This window comes from Pseudomonas oryzae (assembly GCF_900104805.1).
Classification (GTDB): domain Bacteria; phylum Pseudomonadota; class Gammaproteobacteria; order Pseudomonadales; family Pseudomonadaceae; genus Geopseudomonas; species Geopseudomonas oryzae.
The window spans coordinates 800,567-818,905 of record NZ_LT629751.1 but is presented as its reverse complement, the minus strand read 5'-3'; the positions used below and the strand labels follow the sequence as shown (position 1 = coordinate 818,905).

16 protein-coding genes, 4 tRNA genes and 2 pseudogenes are annotated in these 18,339 nt (G+C 66.9%); 10 read left to right on the top strand and 12 right to left on the bottom strand.

Features of this window, described 5'->3' with window-relative positions; all coding sequences use genetic code 11:
* Window positions 1-115 precede the first annotated feature (115 nt).
* Complete coding sequence (locus BLT78_RS03825) at window positions 116-382, top strand: DUF4404 family protein (RefSeq protein ID WP_090347696.1); 267 nt, start codon at window positions 116-118, stop codon at window positions 380-382.
* A 58-nt stretch (window positions 383-440) separates the two neighbouring features.
* Here BLT78_RS03825 and queF read toward each other — a convergent pair.
* The 3 genes and pseudogenes from queF to BLT78_RS03810 form a co-directional block, all read right to left on the bottom strand.
* Window positions 441-1,270, bottom strand: a pseudogene (queF, locus tag BLT78_RS03820) (NADPH-dependent 7-cyano-7-deazaguanine reductase QueF).
* A gap of 75 nt (window positions 1,271-1,345) precedes the next feature.
* Window positions 1,346-2,125, bottom strand: coding sequence for an ABC transporter permease (locus BLT78_RS03815; protein WP_090347695.1), 780 nt, complete (start codon window positions 2,123-2,125; stop codon window positions 1,346-1,348).
* The gene (locus tag BLT78_RS03810; RefSeq protein WP_090347694.1) at window positions 2,126-3,055 is read right to left on the bottom strand and encodes an ABC transporter ATP-binding protein; all 930 of its coding nucleotides are present in this window, start codon (window positions 3,053-3,055) and stop codon (window positions 2,126-2,128) included. It abuts the gene before it with no gap.
* Window positions 3,056-3,207: 152 nt separating this feature from the next.
* On the opposite strand from BLT78_RS03810, the gene BLT78_RS03805 reads away from it, so the two are divergent.
* Window positions 3,208-3,615: a PA2817 family protein gene (locus BLT78_RS03805; protein WP_090347693.1), complete on the top strand. Its 408-nt coding sequence runs from the start codon at window positions 3,208-3,210 to the stop codon at window positions 3,613-3,615.
* Window positions 3,616-3,705: 90 nt separating this feature from the next.
* On the opposite strand, the gene BLT78_RS03800 is transcribed toward BLT78_RS03805, so the two are convergent.
* The 4 genes from BLT78_RS03800 to BLT78_RS03785 form a co-directional block, all read right to left on the bottom strand.
* Window positions 3,706-3,781, bottom strand: a tRNA-Gly gene (locus BLT78_RS03800).
* A gap of 46 nt (window positions 3,782-3,827) precedes the next feature.
* Window positions 3,828-3,903: transfer RNA gene (locus BLT78_RS03795), tRNA-Gly, on the bottom strand.
* A gap of 87 nt (window positions 3,904-3,990) precedes the next feature.
* A tRNA-Gly gene (locus BLT78_RS03790) sits at window positions 3,991-4,066 on the bottom strand.
* 5 nt (window positions 4,067-4,071) lie between these two features.
* Window positions 4,072-4,147 (bottom strand) — tRNA-Glu (locus tag BLT78_RS03785).
* 264 nt (window positions 4,148-4,411) lie between these two features.
* Here BLT78_RS03785 and BLT78_RS03780 point away from each other — a divergent pair.
* Window positions 4,412-5,092, top strand: a complete 681-nt coding sequence (locus BLT78_RS03780) for a glutathione S-transferase family protein (protein ID WP_090347692.1) — start codon at window positions 4,412-4,414, stop codon at window positions 5,090-5,092.
* A 49-nt stretch (window positions 5,093-5,141) separates the two neighbouring features.
* Here BLT78_RS03780 and BLT78_RS03775 read toward each other — a convergent pair whose 3' ends face one another.
* Window positions 5,142-6,026 carry an ATP-binding protein gene (locus BLT78_RS03775; protein ID WP_090347691.1) on the bottom strand — a complete coding sequence of 295 codons (885 nt, stop codon included), beginning with the start codon at window positions 6,024-6,026 and terminating at the stop codon, window positions 5,142-5,144.
* 110 nt (window positions 6,027-6,136) lie between these two features.
* Between BLT78_RS03775 and BLT78_RS03770 the strand changes: the two genes are divergently transcribed.
* Window positions 6,137-8,455, top strand: a complete 2,319-nt coding sequence (locus tag BLT78_RS03770; protein WP_090347690.1) for a hybrid sensor histidine kinase/response regulator — start codon at window positions 6,137-6,139, stop codon at window positions 8,453-8,455.
* Window positions 8,456-8,498: 43 nt separating this feature from the next.
* Here the strand turns inward: BLT78_RS03770 and msrB are convergent, their stop codons facing one another.
* Window positions 8,499-8,906 (bottom strand): peptide-methionine (R)-S-oxide reductase MsrB, encoded by a 408-nt coding sequence (gene msrB / locus BLT78_RS03765; RefSeq protein WP_090347689.1) that lies wholly within the window; start codon window positions 8,904-8,906, stop codon window positions 8,499-8,501.
* A gap of 176 nt (window positions 8,907-9,082) precedes the next feature.
* Here msrB and BLT78_RS03760 point away from each other — a divergent pair, with 176 nt between their 5' ends.
* The 4 genes from BLT78_RS03760 (at window position 9,083) to BLT78_RS03745 (ending at window position 12,508) form a co-directional block, all read left to right on the top strand.
* Window positions 9,083-10,294, top strand: a complete 1,212-nt coding sequence (locus BLT78_RS03760; RefSeq protein WP_090347688.1) for a pyridoxal phosphate-dependent aminotransferase — start codon at window positions 9,083-9,085, stop codon at window positions 10,292-10,294.
* A gap of 49 nt (window positions 10,295-10,343) precedes the next feature.
* Entirely contained in the window at window positions 10,344-10,796 is a 453-nt protein-coding gene (locus BLT78_RS03755) for a hypothetical protein (protein WP_090347687.1), read from the top strand.
* Window positions 10,797-10,884: 88 nt separating this feature from the next.
* Window positions 10,885-11,760 (top strand): protease HtpX, encoded by an 876-nt coding sequence (gene htpX, locus BLT78_RS03750; RefSeq protein ID WP_090347686.1) that lies wholly within the window; start codon window positions 10,885-10,887, stop codon window positions 11,758-11,760.
* 100 nt (window positions 11,761-11,860) lie between these two features.
* Window positions 11,861-12,508, top strand: coding sequence for a DUF2959 domain-containing protein (locus tag BLT78_RS03745; protein WP_090347685.1), 648 nt, complete (start codon window positions 11,861-11,863; stop codon window positions 12,506-12,508).
* Window positions 12,509-12,526: 18 nt separating this feature from the next.
* Here BLT78_RS03745 and BLT78_RS03740 read toward each other — a convergent pair whose 3' ends face one another.
* Window positions 12,527-13,183: a thiopurine S-methyltransferase gene (locus BLT78_RS03740; RefSeq protein WP_090347684.1), complete on the bottom strand. Its 657-nt coding sequence runs from the start codon at window positions 13,181-13,183 to the stop codon at window positions 12,527-12,529.
* Between the two features lie 112 nt (window positions 13,184-13,295).
* Here BLT78_RS03740 and BLT78_RS03735 point away from each other — a divergent pair, with 112 nt between their 5' ends.
* Complete coding sequence (locus BLT78_RS03735) at window positions 13,296-14,063, top strand: DODA-type extradiol aromatic ring-opening family dioxygenase (RefSeq protein ID WP_090347683.1); 768 nt, start codon at window positions 13,296-13,298, stop codon at window positions 14,061-14,063.
* A gap of 74 nt (window positions 14,064-14,137) precedes the next feature.
* Here BLT78_RS03735 and BLT78_RS03730 read toward each other — a convergent pair.
* Together BLT78_RS03730 and BLT78_RS03725 are read right to left on the bottom strand one after the other, a co-directional pair.
* Window positions 14,138-15,860: pseudogene (locus BLT78_RS03730) on the bottom strand (DEAD/DEAH box helicase).
* A 238-nt stretch (window positions 15,861-16,098) separates the two neighbouring features.
* Complete coding sequence (locus BLT78_RS03725; protein WP_090347681.1) at window positions 16,099-16,845, bottom strand: spermidine synthase; 747 nt, start codon at window positions 16,843-16,845, stop codon at window positions 16,099-16,101.
* Between the two features lie 142 nt (window positions 16,846-16,987).
* On the opposite strand from BLT78_RS03725, the gene BLT78_RS03720 reads away from it, so the two are divergent.
* Window positions 16,988-18,334: a class II 3-deoxy-7-phosphoheptulonate synthase gene (locus tag BLT78_RS03720; protein WP_090347680.1), complete on the top strand. Its 1,347-nt coding sequence runs from the start codon at window positions 16,988-16,990 to the stop codon at window positions 18,332-18,334.
* The last annotated feature ends 5 nt before the right edge of the window (window positions 18,335-18,339 follow it).

The window sequence follows — 18,339 nt, the reverse complement described above, 5'->3', positions numbered from 1 at the left end:
ACCGACCGGCGTCCGCTTGATGCCGATCACCCGTTTGAGCTTAGGCTGGGTTAGTCTGTTGTTCATGGGGCCGCGATCGGTGTCGCCACCCCTCCACCGCAGAAGGAAGATCGTCATGCCCGAACGCCAACTCCAGCAGCAACTGCAAGACCTCCGCGATCAGTTGGCCGAAGATCCGCCGCTGAACGACGAGGACAAGGCCGCGCTGATCGAGCTGATGAGCGAAATCGAAGTACAGCTGGCCCGCGAGATCGCCAGCGAGCCGGACGCCAGCCTGGTGGACGGCGTCAATCTGGCGGTCGAGCGCTTCGAGGCCAGCCACCCGACCCTGGCGGGCAGCCTGCGCTCGATCCTGCAGACGCTGGCCAACATGGGCATCTGAGCCCCATATCCGCATATGAAAAAGCCGGACTGCTTCAGTCCGGCTTTTTCATGCGTGCTTACTGGCGAACCAAGCGTCGGTTGTCCAGGCCGACCGAGTGGGTGCTGCGGTAGGGATTGATGTCCAGCCCCCCCGCCGCACATAGCGGGCGTGCACGGTCAGCCGCTCCGGTGCCAGCAACGCCTTGAGATCGAGATAGATGCGCTCCACGCACTGCTCGTGGAAGTCGCCATGCATGCGCAACGACACCATGTAAGCCAGCAGCGCGGCACGATCCAGCGCCGGACCGACATAATCGATCACCACCGTCCCCCAGTCCGGCTGACCAGTGACCGGGCAGTTGGACTTCAGCAGGTGGCTGTACAGCACCTCGCTGACCGGACGCGAGCGATCGCAGAGCAGCAGGCCGGCATCCGGCGGCCCGTAGCAGTCGATGGCGATATCCTGATCGTCCAGGCACTCGCCAGCCGGGTGCGCCACGCCCTCCTCCGCCACCTCGTCCAGCGTGCGCACCCGCACCGCCACCGGCGCACCGGCTGCCGCCGACAGGTCGCGCGCCAGCACCTCGACCAGCGCTTCGCGGCTGGCGAAGCGGGTCTGGTTGAGCGAGTTGAGGTACAGCTTGAACGACTTCGACTCGATGATGCACGGCGAATGGGCGGGGATGGCGAACTCGCCGATCGCCACCAGCGGCTTGCCCTTGGCGTTCAGCCAGGAAAGCTCGTAGCAGTTCCACAGGTCGACGCCCTGGAACGGCAGCGCCTGCGGGTCGATGCCCAGCTCGCGCCACTTGGGCTCGCGCGGGATGGGGAATAGCAGCTCGGGGGCGTACTCGGCCACGTATTCGGTGGTCTTGCCCAGCGGGGAATGGTGGACGTCTTGCGCCATTGCGAAACTCGGGAAGCGAAAAGATGAAGACTGACGGCCGCCGACGGCAAAGGCAAGCCCGCCCGGCGGTCGCCCTTACTGGCGCATACCGGTGCCGCGCTTGAGCAACTGGTAGCTGACCGCATAGAGCACGCTGGCAGCCAGCAGCATCAGGCCGATGGCGGTGCCGATATGGATGTCGGAGACGCCGAGGATGCCGTAGCGGAAGGCGTTGACCATATGCAGGATCGGGTTGGCCAGCGACACCGTCTGCCAGAACTCCGGCAGCATGCTGATCGAGTAGAACACTCCACCGAGGTAGGTCAGCGGGGTCAGCACGAAGGTCGGGATGATCGAGATATCGTCGAAGTTGCGTGCGTAGACCGCGTTGATGAACCCGCACAACGAGAAGATGGTCGCCGCCAGCAGGATCACCGCGAAGGTCACCACAGCATGATGGATCTGCAGATGGGTGAAGAACAGCGACAGGCCGGTAACGATGGCCGCCACCGCCAGGCCGCGCAGCACGCCGCCGATCACGAAGCCGACGAGGATCACGTGCGGCGAGGTCGGCGAAACCATCAGCTCCTCGATGGAGCGGTGGAACTTGGTGCCGAAGAAGCTCGACACCACGTTGCCGTAGGAGTTGGTGATCACCGACATCATGATCAGGCCGGGAACGATGTACTCCATGTAGGAGAAGCCGTTCATGTCGCCGATCTGCCGGCCGATCAGATTGCCGAAGATGACGAAGTACAGAACCATGGTGATCGCCGGCGGCAGCAGGGTCTGCGGCCAGATGCGCATGAAGCGGCGCACTTCCTTGCGTACGATGGTTTGCAGCGCCACCCAGTTGGCTTGCAGTTCAACGGACATTCACTGGCCTCCGGCGAGATTCTTGGCCACCAGGGAGACGAACAGCTCCTCCAGGCGGTTGGTCTTGTTGCGCAGGCTGAGCACCTCGATGCCCTGCGCGGCGAGCTGGGCGAACAGCGCGTTCACTCCCTGGCTCTTCTCCACCTGCACCTCGAGGGTCAGCGGGTCGACCAGTTGCACCGGATAGCCCTCCAGGCGCGGCACTCCCTGCTGCGGGCTGCGCAGATCGAGCAGGAAGGTCTCCACGTGCAGCTTCATCAGCAGCTCACGCATGCTGGTGTTCTCGACGATGCGGCCATGGTCGATGATGCCGATGTTGCGGCACAGCTGCTCGGCCTCCTCGAGATAGTGGGTGGTGAGGATGATGGTGATGCCCTGCTCGTTGAGCTCGGTGAGGAAGCCCCACATCGAGCGGCGCAGCTCGATGTCCACCCCGGCGGTCGGCTCATCGAGGATCAGCAGGCGCGGCTGGTGGATCAGTGCGCGGGCGATCATCAGGCGGCGCTTCATGCCGCCGGAGAGCATCCGCGTCGGCACGTTGCGCTTGTCCCACAGCCCCAGTTCGGTCAGATACTTCTCTGCCCGCTCGCCGGCGATGCGCGCCGGGATGCCGTAGTAGCCGGCCTGGGCGACCAGGATGTCGAAGGCCTTCTCGAACTGGTTGAAGTTGAACTCCTGGGGCACCACGCCGAGGCAACGCTTGAGCCCGGAAGGGTCGCGGTCGAGGTCGTGACCGAATACCTCGACGCTGCCACCGGTCTTGTTCACCAGGGTGGAGAGGATGCCGATGGTAGTGGACTTGCCAGCCCCATTGGGGCCGAGCAGGGCGAAGAAGTCGCCTTCGGCGACCTCCAGATCGATGCCCTTGAGAGCCTGGAAGCCGTTGCCGTAGGTCTTGGTCAACTGGCGGATAGTCAATGCGGGGGTCATGAAGGCTACACGCGCGAAAAAAGAGTGCACTAGATAGGGGCTGCGGCCGACAAATGCAACCTTGCCGTCCACCCGGACGGCCTCCGCGACCGTCGGGCGCAGCGAGTCCGGACTGTTATACTCGCCGGCCGTTTCACTCAGGACTCCCTTCAATGGCCAACTACCTCGACCATCACCTCGCCCTGCTCGCCCACCTGCGCACCATCCTGGCCGCTCTGGGCGAGGCCGAACAGGTGCCGGAGGAAAACCACGCACTGTTCCTCGAGCGCTTCGACGAGCTGCTCGCCGACCTGCCGCGGCAAACCGAGGATGCCATGGGCCAGGGCCAGGAGCTGATCGTCCAGGTGTTCCACCGCTACCCGCAGATCGCCCACCTGGTGCCGCGCGACCTGCTGTGGTTCTTCGGCGGCGACTGCCTGCACTACATGCCGGACGAGGAAATCGAGCTGTATCAGCAGCTCGACGAGCGCCGCTTCGCCGCCGAGGAGAATGACGAGCCATTCGACTGGGAACGCGAGAAGCAGCTGCTCGCCCTGCCGGACGACAGCCCGCGCCACTGAAGCGGAGCGGCCTCCCCCTTGCAGGGAGGCCTTCACCGCACAGAAAAAGCACAAAAAAAGACGCCACCCGAAGGTGGCGTCTTTTCTGTTTGGAGCGGGAAACGAGACTCGAACTCGCGACCCCGACCTTGGCAAGGTCGTGCTCTACCAACTGAGCTATTCCCGCATGTCTTGCTATGCTCCAGCCACCATGCACTGACTGAAACCGAATCTGGAGCGGGAAACGAGACTCGAACTCGCGACCCCGACCTTGGCAAGGTCGTGCTCTACCAACTGAGCTATTCCCGCATTGCCTTTCGGCGCTCAGGCTTGCGCCTGATTCTCCCCCGAAGTTCTTTCGGAAGAAACGCATCGCTATCGCGCTGCGCTGTAAATTGGAGCGGGAAACGAGACTCGAACTCGCGACCCCGACCTTGGCAAGGTCGTGCTCTACCAACTGAGCTATTCCCGCTTTAGTGGCGTCCCCTAGGGGACTCGAACCCCTGTTACCGCCGTGAAAGGGCGGTGTCCTAGGCCACTAGACGAAGGGGACGCGGCCTGGAACTTATAACAGCTTTGACTGCCACATTTTCCAACTTCCTCACCAAGCTCTTATCTTGCTTTCGCTTCGATTCGTGCTTCGCATCGGAAGTGCGCGCATTCTAGGAAGCGACCACCAAGGCGTCAACCCCCTTTTGAAATTTTTTTCAAATCAAAGGCTTGCGATCAATTGGCGACCCCCGACCGAGCCCCTGACGAACGTCGTTCACGTGCTATAAACACCCCTTCCCCAACCCTGCATCAAGGATCAGTCTTCATGAGCATGACCCTCTACGGCGCCCCGCTCTCCCCGTTCGTCCGCAAGGTTCGTCTGCTGCTGGCCGAAAAAGGCCTCGACTACCAGCTGGAAATCATCGCCCCGCTGCAACAGCCTGACTGGTTCTACGACATCAGCCCGCTGGGGCGCATCCCCGGCTTCAGGCATGGCGACCTGGCGCTGGCCGACTCCAGCGTGATCGGCCAGTACATCGAGGAGCGTTTCCCGGAGAAAGCCTCCCTGTACGGCGAAAGCGCCGAGGAAAAGGCCCGCATCCGCTGGCTGGAAAAATACGCCGACTACGAGCTGGCCCCGCTGGCCACCTTCTGCGTGTTCTTCAACCGCGCGCTCAAGCCCACCCGCGGCCAGCCATGCGACGAGGCCGCGGTGCAGAGCGCCCTCAAGGACAAGCTGCCGCAGCACTTCGACTATCTGGAGAAGGTGCTGGACGGCGCCGACTACTTCGTCGGCAACCGCCCGAGCGCAGCCGACCTGGCGTTCGCCTGCCAGCTGATCAACATGCAGCACGGCGGCGAATCGCTCGACGCCAACCGCTGGCCGGGGCTGGCTGCCCTGCAGGAGCGCCTGTGCCAACGTGACAGCGTGCGCGCCATCCTGCCGGCCGAATGCACCATGCTGGAGAAGCTGCTGGCGCGCGCCCAGGCCCAGGTAACCGCCTGAGCCGACAGCGGGGCCGCTTGCCCGGCGGTCCCGCACGCCCGGCGCCGGCTCAGCCCTCGAGCAGGCGCATCCCTATCCAGTGACGGGCGAACTGCTGGGCGCAACGACCGTTGCGGTTGCCGCGCCCGCTGGCCCAGCGGATCGCCAGCTTCTCCAGCTCCTCATCCCAGCCCCATGCCAGCCCGGCACGCGCCGCCAGCACGCCGATCCAGTACTGCACCACCTGCAGATACTCCGGCTGGGTGAACGGATAGAAGGACAGCCACAGGCCGAAGCGGTCGGACAGGGCGACCTTGTCCTCCACCGCCTCGGACGGATGCACCTCGCCATCCACCAGACGGGCATCGAGATTGTCGCTGAGCCGCTCGGGCACCAGATGACGGCGATTGGAGGTGGCATACAGCAGCACATTGTCCGGCGCCTGCTCCAGGGAGCCGTCCAGCACGCTCTTCAGCACCCGGTAGTCGGCCTCGCCGGACTCGAAGGACAGGTCGTCGCAGAACAGCACGAAACGCTGCGGCAGGCCGGTCAACTGTTCGACGACCCGCGGCAGGTCGGCCAGGTCGTCGCGCTCGATCTCGATCAGGCGCAGGCCGTCCTCGGCATGCTCGGCCAGCAGCGCCCGCACCAGCGACGACTTGCCGGTGCCACGCGCTCCCCACAGCAGCGCATGGTTGGCCGGCAGGCCGGCGACGAACTGGCGGGTATTGCCCCCCAGCAGCTCGCGCTGGCGGTCGACCCCGAGCAGGTCATGCAGATGCAGATCGAGCCGCACCTGCAACGGACGCAGGGCGCCATGCCGCCCCTGGCGCTGCCAGCGCGCCGCCAGGCAGGCACTCCAGTCGATGACCTGTGGCGGGTCAGGCAACAACGGCTGCACGCGATCGAGCACCTGCTCGACGCGCTCCAGAAACTGCTGCAGTCGATTTTCCACGCAATACTCCCTGCAATGAACTGAGACACCCGCAGCGCCGGGTGCAATGGTAGTTCGGCTATGCTTGCCAGCCGCACCGCAAATCGGACCGCAGTGGCGCCTCGCCCATCATGGACATCCCGCTCAAGCAACGACTTTCCTTCCGGCAGGCCAGCCTGACCGTCGTGGTGGCGTTCGCCCTGGGCGCGCTGTTCAGCCTGATTCAGGTGACGCTGGATTATGCCAGCGAGGACCAGGTCATCAACCGCGATGCACTCGCCCTGCTGGAAATCACCCAAGCCCCCGCCCAGCGCGCACTGCACAACGCCGACCGGGCGCTGGCCGGCGAGCTGATGCAGGGGCTGCTGGAGTCGCCCGCGGTGATGCGTGCCGAACTGCTCGACGCCCAAGGCAAGCCGCTGGCCAGCCTGGCGCGTCCGCCGCAGGTGGATGGCTGGCGTCAGCGCCTGAGCAGCCTGCTGTTCGGCGAGCGCCGCAGCATCGAACGCGCGCTGCCGAGTCAGCACGCCCGGCCAGCGGCCGGTCGGCAGCGCCTGGAGATCGACACCTGGAGCTACGGCAGCCGCTTCCTGCGGCGCGTCGGCATCACCCTGCTGGTCAACTTCGTCAGCTGCCTGCTGCTCAGCCTGATCCTGCTCGGCCTGTTCTACCTGCTGGTGACCCGCCCACTGACCACGCTGATCGAGGCCATTCGCCAGCGCAACCCGCTGCAGACCGAACAGCCGCCGCTGCCCCATCCCACCGGCCACCAGCGTGACGAAATCGGCCTGCTGGTGGATGTCAGCAACCGCCAGCTGGCACTGCTCGACACGGAGATCGCCCAGCGCCGGGCCGCCGAGGAGCGCCTGACCCGCTCGCTGGGTGAGCTGGAGGAGCGCGTGCGCCTGCGCACCCGCGAGCTGGAAAACGCCAACCGCGAGCTGCTCGATGCCAACCGCGAACTGCAGCAGGCGCAGCACACCACCCTGGCCATGGCCCAGGCCCGCAGCCAGTTCCTCGCCAGCATGAGCCACGAGATCCGCACTCCGCTCAACGGCCTGCTCGGCATGCTCGGCCTGGCGCTGGACAACCCGCTGCCCGCGACGGTACGCCAGCAACTGACCATCGCCCACGACTCCGGTCGCGCGCTGGTCGAGCTGCTCAATGGCGTGCTCGACCTGTCGAAGTTCGAGGCCGGCCAGCTCGAGCTGGAGCAGACCCCCTTCGATCTGGCCAGTCTGGTCGAGGACATCGCCAGCCTGATGTCGCAGAACGCCGCACCCGGGGTGGAGCTGACCTGCCTGATCGCCCCCGACCTGCCCGGCGAGGTGATCGGCGACCCGCTGCGCGTGCGCCAGATCGTCAGCAACCTGCTGTCCAACGCCCTCAAGTTCACCCGCCACGGCAGGGTCGACGTGCGCCTGATCGCCAACCCGGACGGCATCCTCCTGGAAGTGCGCGACACCGGCATCGGCATCGCCCGCGAAGCGCTGTCGCGGATCTTCCAGCCGTTCACCCAGGCCGAAGCCGGCATCAGCCGCCAGTACGGCGGCACCGGCCTGGGCCTGACCCTGACCCGCCGCCTGTGCCAAGCCATGCACGGCACGCTGGAGGTCGAATCCCAGCCAGGCCTGGGCAGCCGCTTCAGCGTGCGCCTGCCATTGGCCACCCACGCCAGCGCCACCGCGCTGCCGCCCCTGCATGGCAGGGTGCTGGCCCTCTGTTCACGGCGCAGCGGCCTCCACGAGCTGCTGGAAACCTGGCTGCCTTCCTGGGGACTGAACTACCGCCGGCAGGACCCCGACGACGGCCTGGCCGGCTCGACGCCGGACATCCTGATCTCCGACTGCCCGGACTGTCTGGTCGGCCTGCGCCCGCTCAGCACGGCACCGATCCTGCTGGTCAGCGCCTATGGCGAACTGCTGCCAGAGGAGCAGGCGCAACGGCTGCAGCCACTCGAGCAGATGGCCCGTCCGCTGCCGCGGGCCGCGCTCTACCAGGCCCTGCAACGCCACCTCGGCGCTGGCACGACGCCTCATGATGGCCAGCTGCCACCACCCCGCAGCGCGCCGCGCATCCTGCTGGTCGAGGACAACCCGGTGAACCAGCTGGTGGTCAAGGGCCTGCTCGGCCGGCTGGGCTTGGGCGTGGCGATCGCCCGGCACGGCGAGGAGGCGCTGAAGATGCTCCACCAGCGCGATTTCGACCTGGTGCTGATGGACTGCAACCTGCCGCTGATGGATGGCTACGAGGCGACCCGGCAGATCCGCCGCGAAAGCCGCTGGCGCGGCCTGCCGGTGATTGCCCTGACGGCCAACGTGCTGCCCGAGGAGCGCGAGCGCTGCCAGCGGGCGGGCATGAACGACTACCTGAGCAAGCCCCTGCGCCGCGAGGAGCTGGAGACCATGCTCGAGCGCTGGCTGCCCAAACAGCCCCGACAGCCGGACTGACCCTAGCCCGGCGCACCACCGCGTGGAACAGCGGCGTGCCGGCTCACGCCGCGCCCGCTTCTCGCGGCTTCAGGCGCAGGGCCACCGAATTGATGCAGTAGCGCAGCCCGGTCGGTGCCGGGCCATCGGGGAATACATGGCCCAGATGGGCATCGCAGCGCGCGCAGAGCACCTCGATGCGGTGCATGCCGTGACTGAAGTCCTCCACCCGGCGCAGGGCCTCGGCGGAGACCGGCTGGAAGTAGCTCGGCCAACCGCTGCCGGAGTCGTACTTGGCATCCGAGTCGAACAGCGGCGCATCGCAGCAGGCGCAGTGGTAGGTGCCCGGCGTGGTGCAGTGGTAGTACTCGCCGGTGAAGGCCCGCTCGGTGCCCTTCAGGCGACAGACGTGGAACTGGCTTTCCGACAGCTCTTCGCGCCACTCTTCGAGCGGTTTCTCGACCTTCTCCATGTAATTCACCTCGGCGTGGAAAAAAGCCCGCCCCTTCCCTTTCACCGGGCCCGGGGCAGTCGTATGATGCGTGGCTTTCAGTCTGTCACCCGCCTTCGCGCCTGCCAAGCCGCCCCACCGGACGATTTGCGCCAGCCCAGGGGCGGGCGCTGGTTCGGTTAGATCGGGGTCCCCTCATGCAGGTCAGCAAATCCAACAAGCTCGCCAACGTCTGCTACGACATCCGCGGGCCGGTACTCAAGCACGCCAAGCGCCTCGAAGAGGAAGGCCATCGCATCCTCAAGCTGAACATCGGCAACCCCGCGCCGTTCGGCTTCGAAGCACCGGAGGAAATCCTCCAGGACGTGATCCGCAACCTGCCGATCTCCCAGGGCTACAGCGACTCCAAGGGCCTGTTCAGCGCGCGCAAGGCGGTGATGCAGTACTGCCAGCAGAAGAACATCGAAGGCGTCACCATCGAGGACATCTACCTCGGCAACGGCGTGTCCGAGCTGATCGTCATGGCCCTGCAGGCCCTGCTCAACAACGGTGACGAGGTGCTGATCCCGGCGCCGGACTACCCGCTGTGGACTGCCGCCACCAGCCTGGCCGGCGGCAAGGCGGTGCACTACCTGTGCGACGAGCAGTCGAACTGGTATCCGGACATCGACGACATCAAGTCCAAGATCTCCAGCAATACCCGGGCCATCCTGCTGATCAACCCGAACAACCCGACCGGTGCGGTGTATCCGAAGGAAGTGCTGGAGCAGATCGTCGAGGTCGCCCGCCAGCACAACCTGGTGATCTTCTCCGACGAGATCTACGACAAGATCCTCTACGACGGCGCCGAGCACATCTCCACCGCCTCGCTGGCCCCGGATGTGCTGTGCCTGACCTTCAACGGCCTGTCCAAGTCCTATCGCGTGGCCGGCTTCCGCTCCGGCTGGGTGATCATCTCCGGCCCCAAGCACAAGGCGCAGAGCTACATCGAGGGTCTCGACATCCTCGCCAACATGCGCCTGTGCGCCAACGTGCCGGCGCAGCACGCCATCCAGACCGCGCTGGGCGGCTACCAGAGCATCAACGACCTGGTCCTGCCGGGCGGCCGCCTGCTCGAGCAGCGCAACCGCGCCTGGGAACTGCTCAACGACATTCCCGGGGTCAGCTGTGTCAAGCCGATGGGCGCACTCTACGCCTTCCCGAAGATCGACCCGAAGGTCTGCCCGATCCACAACGACGAGAAGTTCGTCCTCGACCTGCTGCTCTCCGAGAAGCTGCTGATCGTCCAGGGCACCGCCTTCAACTGGCCGTGGCCGGATCACTTCCGCGTGGTCACCCTGCCGCGGGTCGACGACCTCGAGCAGGCCATCGGCCGCATCGGCAACTTCCTCAAGGGCTATCGTCAGTAACACCTGCCGGCCGGCCACTCGCTCGCGGGTGGCCGGCGCGAGTCCCAGCATGGATCTGCAGATCGACCACTTCTACCAGGACGCCAGCCGCGCCCTGCTGATTCTTTACCGCGTGTTTCCGCGCAAGGCCCCGCTGTACGTCGACGAGCTGATCGGCTTCCAGGAACTCGACCAGTACGGTCTGCCTACCCCCCGCCACCAGAGCTGCCTCGGCACCCTGCTGTGGCTCGGCGAGGAAGGCTATCTGCGTCACGACGGCCTGCTGCAGTACGAGGCCATCGACCAGGCGGTGCTCACGGAAAAGGGCTTCCTGCGCCTGACCACACGGATCGCCGACCACGCCCTCGAGGCCGCCGGCCTCCCCCCCGACCAGCTGCGTATTCGCTGCACCCTGGCTCGCCAGTTGCACGACGCCATCGAGCAGGGCGACGACGAACAGCTCGCCCGCCTCGCTCGCCTGCTGTTCGCCCCGAGCCAGAGCGGCCGGAGCGACACAGTTTGAAATAGCGCCGCGATTGAATTGCCCCCGGGGCTCCCTTATATAGCCGCTCAGACTCATCGCGACTCTGCCGCAAGGAGACGGTTTCATCATGATGCGTATTCTGCTGTTCCTGGCCACCAACCTGGCCGTGCTGGTCATTGCCAGCATCACCCTCAAGCTGCTCGGGGTGGATCGCTTCACCGGCCAGAACTACGGCAGCCTGCTGATCTACTGCGCCATCTTCGGCTTCGCCGGCTCGCTGGTCTCGCTGTTCATCTCCAAGTGGATGGCGAAGATGAGCACCGGCACCGAGATCATCAGCCAGCCGCGTACCCGCCACGAGCAGTGGCTGCTGCAGACCGTCGAACAGCTGTCGCGCGAGGCCGGCATCAAGATGCCCGAGGTGGGCATCTTCCCGGCCTACGAGGCCAACGCCTTCGCCACCGGCTGGAACCGCAACGACGCCCTGGTGGCGGTCAGCCAGGGCCTGCTCGAGCGCTTCTCCCCGGATGAGGTGCGCGCGGTGCTGGCCCACGAGATCGGCCACGTGGCCAACGGCGACATGGTGACCCTGAGCCTGATCCAGGGCGTGGTGAACACCTTCGTGATGTTCTTCGCGCGCATCTTCGGCACCTTCGTCGACAAGGTGGTGCTGAAGAACGAGGAAGGCAATGGCATCGGCTACTTCGTGGCGACCATCTTCGCCGAACTGGTGCTCGGCATCCTGGCCAGCATCATCGTCATGTGGTTCTCCCGTCGCCGCGAATACCGCGCCGACGAGGCCGGCGCCAGCCTGGCCGGCACCGGCGCGATGATCAGCGCCCTGCAGCGCCTGCGCGCCGAGCAGGGTGTGCCGGTACAGATGCCCGACAGCATGACCGCCTTCGGCATCAACGGCGGCCTCAAGCACGGCCTGGCCGGCCTGCTGATGAGCCACCCGCCGCTCGAGGACCGCATCGAGGCGCTGATGCAGCGCGGCCGCTGATCCTCGTTTGCAGCAAGGCTTCACACTGGGGGCGACGCGAGTCGCCCTTTTTTTGTCCGCTCGCTACCATGGCGCCGTCATCCGTCAGCGAGATTCCCCGATGCGTCGCCCCCTATCCCTGCTGTTCGTCGCCGCCCTGCTCCTGCTTACGGGCTGCCAGAGCGCCTACTACGCCGCCATGGAAAAGGTCGGTGTGCACAAGCGCGACATCCTCGTCGACCGGGTCGAGGAAGCCCGCGACGCCCAGCAGGAGGCCAAGGAGCAGTTCAGAGATGCGCTCGAGCGCTACCGCAGCGTGGTGCAGGTCGATGGCGGCGAGCTGGAGGCCCGCTACGATGCGCTGAACCGCGAGTACCTGGCCAGCGAGCAAAGCGCCAAGGCGGTGCGGGCGCGCATCGCCGCGGTGGAGGACGTGGCCGAGGCGCTGTTCGACGAATGGGAGGGCGAGCTGGCGCAGTACAGCAACGCCAGCCTGCGCAGTGCCAGCGCCCGCGAGCTGGCGCGCACCCGTCAGGACTACCGCAACCTGATCCAGCGCATGCAGGCGGCGGAACGGCGCATCGAGCCGGTGCTCAGCGTGCTGCGCGACCAGGTGCTGTTCCTCAAGCACAACCTCAATGCCCGCGCCATCGGTGCGCTCAAGGGCGAATACCGCACCCTGCAGGGCAACGTCGACCAGCTGCTGCGCGACATGCAGCGCGCCATCGACGAGTCCGACGCCTTCGTGCGGCGCCTGCAGGGCAGCTGAGGCGGCCGGCCTGCCGGATCAGCGGCGGATCAGCCGGTAGACGCGCTCGCGCAGACTGCTCACCCCGAGCGCCAGGAAGCCGGCGTTCTCGGCCAGCACATCCTCGTCCTCGAGCAGCTCGATCAGCCAACCCTCGCCATACAGTTCGCGCACCTCGGCATCGCTCACCGCGAAGGGCGGACCCTGGCGCTGCTCCTGCGGATAGTCGAGGGTCGCCAGCAGCCCCACACAGCCGGAGGGCAGCAGCGCGGTCAGGTGGGCGACGTAACGCCGGCGCATCTCCGGCGGCAGCGCGATCAGCGCCGCGCGATCGTAATAGCCACGGCAGCCGGCGGCCTGCTGCACGGTCACGGCGAACAAGTCGCCGTGCAGCAGGGCGATGCCTTCGGCCTGGTAGCGGCGCAGCAGGCCATCGTCGCGCGCCTCGGCGGTGAGGCCCTGCTCGGCGAAGAAGTCCTGCACCGCCTTCTCGGCCAGCTCCACGCCCAGCACCGGATAGCCGTGGGCGGCCAGCCAGGGCATGTCCAGGCTCTTGCCGCACAGAGGCACCAGCACCTCGCTGCCCGGCGCCAGTCCCACTGCCGGCCAGTGACGCGGCAACAGCGGATTCACCTCGCTGCGGTGGAAGCCGATCTCGTTGCGCGCCCAGCGCGCCTGCCAGAACTCCTCGTGCATCGGTAGACCTCCTGCCTGATTATCCGATTCGATGGGTATGGTCGAAAACTTATACTGGATTTCGATGATTCGCCTGCCGAAGATAGCAATATCGCCAAGCGGAGACATCCCCATGCTGCCCAGTCTGTTCATTTCCCACGGCTCGCCGATGGTCGCCCTGCAGCCCGGCGACACCGGCCGCGCCCTCGCCCGCCTGGCCGGCGAGCTGCCCAGGCCGCAGGCCATCCTGGTGGTCTCCGCACACTGGGAAACCGCCGACCTGCGCCTGACCTCGGCCCCGCAGCAGCAGGCCTGGCACGACTTCTACGGTTTCCCGCCGCCGCTCTACGCCCTGCAGTACGCGCCGCCCGGCGCGCCCGAACTGGCCCGGGAGATCGCCGGACTGCTGGAGGACGTCGGCCTGCCGACGCAGCTCGACCCGCAGCGCCCGCTGGATCACGGTGCCTGGGTGCCGCTGCGGCTGATGTATCCCGCGGCCGACATCCCGGTGCTGCAGCTCTCCCTGCCCAGCCACCAGGGCCCGGCCCTGCAGACCCGCATCGGCCGCGCGCTCGCCGACCTGCGCGCACGCGGCATCCTGCTGATCGGCTCGGGCAGCATCACCCACAACCTGCGCGAACTGGACTGGGACGCCGGCCCGGAGGTGGTCGAGCCCTGGGCCCGCGAGTTCCGCGACTGGCTGGCCGCCCGCCTCGCGGCAGACGACGAGAGCGCCCTGCACGACTACCGTCACCAGGCGCCCTGGGCGGTGCGCAGCCACCCCAGCGACGAGCACCTGCTGCCGCTGTTCTTCGCCCGCGGTGCCGGCGGCGCGTTCAAGGTGGAGTACGAGGGCTACAGCAAGGCGACCATCGCCATGGATATCTACCGCTTCGACTGAGCATCAGCCAGGCCTGCCGGACCCACAAACAAAAACGCCCCGAACCAGTCGGGGCGTTTTGCTTTCCGCGAGGATCAGTCCTCGTGGTAGCGGCGCAGGCGCAGGGCCTTGCCGGCCACGCGGGTCTCCTTGAGGCGACCGAGCAGGCGCTCGAGGCCCTCCTCCGGCAGCTCCACCAGGCTGAAGGTCTCGCGCACCTGGATGCGGCCGATGGCCTCGCGAGCCAGCTTGCCCTCGTTGATGATGGCGCCGAGCAGGTTCTTGGCGGCGACGCCGTCGCGCTTGCCCAGCGCGGTGCGGCAGCGCACGCGGCCTTCGGTCAGCGGCTCCAGCGGACGACGGGCACGCGGCTCGCCGCTGCGCTCGCCACGCTCACCGCGCTCGGCTCGCTCGCCGGCCGGACGCTCGCGCAGCGGCGCCGGAGTCAGCGGCTGCTCGCGGCGCACACCTTCCAGGTCGAGGGCCTGACCCTGGGTCTGCTTGGCCAGCAGCGCGGCGGCCAGCGCCTCGGGAGTGCACTCCAGGCGGCGGCACAGCTCGGCACACACGCTACCACGGGCTTCCTCGGCGCCTTCCAGCAGCGGCTTGAGGGCATTGGCCAGGCGCTGCAGACGCGCTTCCAGCACGGTCTCGGCGTCCGGCAGCTTGACCTCGCCGACCTTCTGCCCGGTGACGCGCTCGATCACCTGCAGCATGCGCCGCTCGCGCGGGGTGACCAGCAGCAGGGCGCGACCTTCGCGACCGGCACGGCCGGTACGGCCGATGCGGTGCACGTAGGACTCCGGGTCATACGGCATGTCGATGTTCAGCACGTGGGTGATGCGCGGCACGTCGAGGCCGCGGGCAGCCACGTCGGTGGCGATCACGATGTCCAGCACGCCGCTCTTCAGCGACTCGACCACGCGCTCGCGCTGGGCCTGGGCGATGTCACCGTTCAGCGCGGCGGCGCGGTAGCCGTTGCGCTCGAGCATCTCGGCGATGTCGAGGGTGGCCTGCTTGGTGCGCACGAAGCCGATCAGCGCGTCGAACTGCTCGACCTCGAGCAGGCGCAGCACGGCAGCCTGCTTCTGATCGGCGTGAACCATCAGGTGGGCCTGCTCGATGCGCTCGACGGTCTGGGTCTTGCTGGCGATCTTGACGTGCTTGGGAGTCTTCAGGTTGCGCTCGGCGATGGCACGGATCGACGCCGGCAGGGTTGCCGAGAACAACACGGTCTGGCGGCTTTCCGGCAGGGCCTGGAAGATCGCCTCGATGTCCTCCATGAAGCCGAGCTTGAGCATCTCGTCTGCCTCGTCGAGGACCAGGCGCTGCACGCTGTTCAGCAAGTTCTCGTCGCGGCGCAGGTGGTCACACAGACGACCCGGTGTGGCGACCACCACTTGGGCGCCCTGGCGCAGGGCCTTGAGCTGCGGGCCCATGGGCGCGCCGCCGTACACCGCCACCACCTTCACGCTGCCCATGTCGCTGGAGTAGCGCTCGAAGGCCGCGGCGACCTGCAGGGCCAGCTCGCGGGTCGGGGTGAGGATGAGGATCTGCGGCTCGCGACGGGTCGGATCAAGCAGCGACAGCATCGGCAGGGCGAAGGCCGCGGTCTTGCCGGTGCCGGTCTGCGCCTGACCGATCATGTCGTGGCCGGCGAGGATCACCGGGATCGACTGGGCCTGGATGGCCGACGGCTCTTCGTAGCCGACCGCGGTGATCGCGGACAGCACGGCCGGATTGAGATTGAGCGCGGCGAAGCCGCCAACGATGGACTCGGTCATGGGTATTTGCCTCGTGTAATCCGCAAAGACCCATGGCCAGCGCTGCGCTAGCCAAAAGCAAGACCCGTGGGGTCACCCTGGCAGCCTGGTCGGCGGGGATTTGCGAAATCGCGTGAAAAGGATAGTTCGTCAGGAAAAGCCCGTGACGACGGGCGCACAGCAGAAGAAGCAGCGCTTCCAGGAAAGTGAATCCTGAAGGGGGTGTTTCAAAGCTGGCGCGCAGTCTAACGCAAAATGTGTGCCGAGTCGCGCTCTTTTTCCGAGCGCGACTCTCAGCTGGCCGCGCGCAGCGCCCCCAAATAGGCGTCGAAGCCATAGCCGACGCGGCCTGCCAGCTCGTCGGCACGCTGACGCAGGCGCTGCATGTCGAGCACCTGATCGTTGTCGGCCGGCACGTAGAGGATCACGTTGCCCTCGGTAACCGGACATTCCCAGTAGCAATGTCGGAACAGCCCCCTCAGCAGCGCGGCCCCCAGCGGCTTGCCGTCGGTGGCGCTCCACTGATTGATCACCAGCCAGCCGCCGGGCCGCAGACGCTCGCGGCAGGTCTCGAGAAAGCCCCAGGCGATGTGCGCCGACGCCGGACCGGTGTCGGTATACAGGTCGAGGTAGATCAAGTCGGCCGGCGCGCACTCGGCGAGCAGGTCGCGGGCGTCGCCGACCCGCGTGCTCAGCCGCGGATCGGCGGCCAATCCCATGAACTCGCGAGCCAGGCGCGGCACCTCGGGACGCAGCTCGACCGCCTCCACCGCGGCCAGCGGCAGGTGGCGCAGGCAGGCCATGGTCAGGTTACCCCCGCCAAGGCCGAGGAACAGCGCCCGCTCGGTACGCTCGGGCAGCAGCGCGCCGAGCAGCATGGCGCGGGTGTAGTCGTACTCCAGCCAGGCCGGATCGGGCACATAGCTGCAGCTCTGCTCGACCTCATCGCCGAACTCGAGGAAACGGTAGTCGCCCGCCTGCACCACGCGGATCACCCCGTAGTCGTCGTGCACCTCGGCCAGAAGCTGATAGTCGCCCATGTCGCTGTTCCCGGAAAAAACCCGCGCATCCTACCAGAGCGCCGGCCGATCGATGCAGCCGCGCTATCGAGGCCATCGGCCCCACCGCCAGGGGGATCGGTTACCATGACGCTTCATTATCAGCCGCGAGCCGAGCCGTCCGATGAGCAACGCCTGGAACCCCGCCAGCTGGAGAAGCAAGCCGATCCAGCAGCAACCCGTCTACCCCGATGCCGAGCATCTGGCGCGCGTCGAGCGAACCCTGGCCGGCTATCCGCCGCTGGTGTTCGCCGGCGAAGCCCGCGAGCTGCGCCGGCAGTTCGCCGAGGTCACCCAGGGTCAGGCGTTCCTGCTGCAGGGCGGCGACTGCGCCGAGAGCTTCGCCGAGTTCTCCGCCGCCAAGATCCGCGACACCTTCAAGGTGCTGCTGCAGATGGCCATCGCCATGACCTTCGCCGCCGGCTGCCCGGTGGTCAAGGTCGGCCGCATGGCAGGCCAGTTCGCCAAGCCGCGCTCCTCGGGCGAGGAGACCGTCGACGGCGTCACCCTGCCCGCCTACCGCGGCGACATCGTCAACGGCATCGGCTTCGACGAGAAGAGCCGCGTGCCGGACCCGGAGCGCCTGCTGCAGGCCTACCACCAGTCCACCGCCAGCCTCAACCTGCTGCGCGCCTTCGCCCAGGGCGGCTTCGCCGACCTGCACCAGGTGCACCAGTGGAACCTCGACTTCATCGCCAACGCCGAGCTGAACGACAAGTACGGCCAGCTCGCCGACCGCATCGACGAGACCCTGGCGTTCATGCGCGCCTGCGGCCTGGAGAACGCGCCGCAGCTGCGCGAGACCAGCTTCTTCACCGCCCACGAGGCGTTGCTGCTCAACTACGAGCAGGCATTTGTGCGCCAGGACAGCCTGACCGGCGGCTGGTACGACTGCTCGGCGCACATGCTGTGGATCGGCGACCGCACCCGCCAGCTGGACGGCGCCCACGTCGAGTTCCTGCGCGGCGTCGGCAACCCGATCGGGGTCAAGGTCGGCCCGAGCATGGACACCGACGAACTGCTGCGCCTGATCGACATCCTCAACCCGGACAACGACCCGGGCCGCCTCAACCTGATCGTGCGCATGGGCGCCGACAAGATCGGCGCACACCTGCCGCGCCTGATCCGCGCGGTGGAGGACGAGGGCCGCCTGGTGCTGTGGAGCTCCGATCCGATGCACGGCAACACCATCAAGGCCTCCAGCGGCTACAAGACCCGCGACTTCGCCCAAGTGCTGCACGAGGTGAAGCAGTTCTTCCAAGTCCACCAGGCCGAAGGCAGCTACGCCGGCGGCATCCACATCGAGATGACCGGACAGAACGTCACCGAATGCATCGGTGGCACCCGCCCGGTCACCGAGGCCGGCCTGTCCGACCGCTACCACACCCACTGCGACCCGCGCCTGAACGCCGACCAGTCGCTGGAGCTGGCCTTCCTGATCGCCGACACCCTCAAGCAGGTGCGGCGCTGAAGCGC

Bases quoted from the DNA above. Each gene is read 5' to 3' on its own strand.
- BLT78_RS03825 (WP_090347696.1), top strand. From the start codon at position 116: ATGCCCGAACGCCAACTCCAGCAGCAACTGCAAGACCTCCGCGATCAG.
- BLT78_RS03815 (WP_090347695.1), bottom strand. From the start codon at position 2,125: ATGTCCGTTGAACTGCAAGCCAACTGGGTGGCGCTGCAAACCATCGTA.
- BLT78_RS03810 (WP_090347694.1), bottom strand. From the start codon at position 3,055: ATGACCCCCGCATTGACTATCCGCCAGTTGACCAAGACCTACGGCAAC.
- BLT78_RS03805 (WP_090347693.1), top strand. From the start codon at position 3,208: ATGGCCAACTACCTCGACCATCACCTCGCCCTGCTCGCCCACCTGCGC.
- BLT78_RS03780 (WP_090347692.1), top strand. From the start codon at position 4,412: ATGAGCATGACCCTCTACGGCGCCCCGCTCTCCCCGTTCGTCCGCAAG.
- BLT78_RS03770 (WP_090347690.1), top strand. From the start codon at position 6,137: ATGGACATCCCGCTCAAGCAACGACTTTCCTTCCGGCAGGCCAGCCTG.
- msrB (WP_090347689.1), bottom strand. From the start codon at position 8,906: ATGGAGAAGGTCGAGAAACCGCTCGAAGAGTGGCGCGAAGAGCTGTCG.
- BLT78_RS03760 (WP_090347688.1), top strand. From the start codon at position 9,083: ATGCAGGTCAGCAAATCCAACAAGCTCGCCAACGTCTGCTACGACATC.
- BLT78_RS03755 (WP_090347687.1), top strand. From the start codon at position 10,344: ATGGATCTGCAGATCGACCACTTCTACCAGGACGCCAGCCGCGCCCTG.
- htpX (WP_090347686.1), top strand. From the start codon at position 10,885: ATGATGCGTATTCTGCTGTTCCTGGCCACCAACCTGGCCGTGCTGGTC.
- BLT78_RS03745 (WP_090347685.1), top strand. From the start codon at position 11,861: ATGCGTCGCCCCCTATCCCTGCTGTTCGTCGCCGCCCTGCTCCTGCTT.
- BLT78_RS03740 (WP_090347684.1), bottom strand. From the start codon at position 13,183: ATGCACGAGGAGTTCTGGCAGGCGCGCTGGGCGCGCAACGAGATCGGC.
- BLT78_RS03735 (WP_090347683.1), top strand. From the start codon at position 13,296: ATGCTGCCCAGTCTGTTCATTTCCCACGGCTCGCCGATGGTCGCCCTG.
- BLT78_RS03725 (WP_090347681.1), bottom strand. From the start codon at position 16,845: ATGGGCGACTATCAGCTTCTGGCCGAGGTGCACGACGACTACGGGGTG.
- BLT78_RS03720 (WP_090347680.1), top strand. From the start codon at position 16,988: ATGAGCAACGCCTGGAACCCCGCCAGCTGGAGAAGCAAGCCGATCCAG.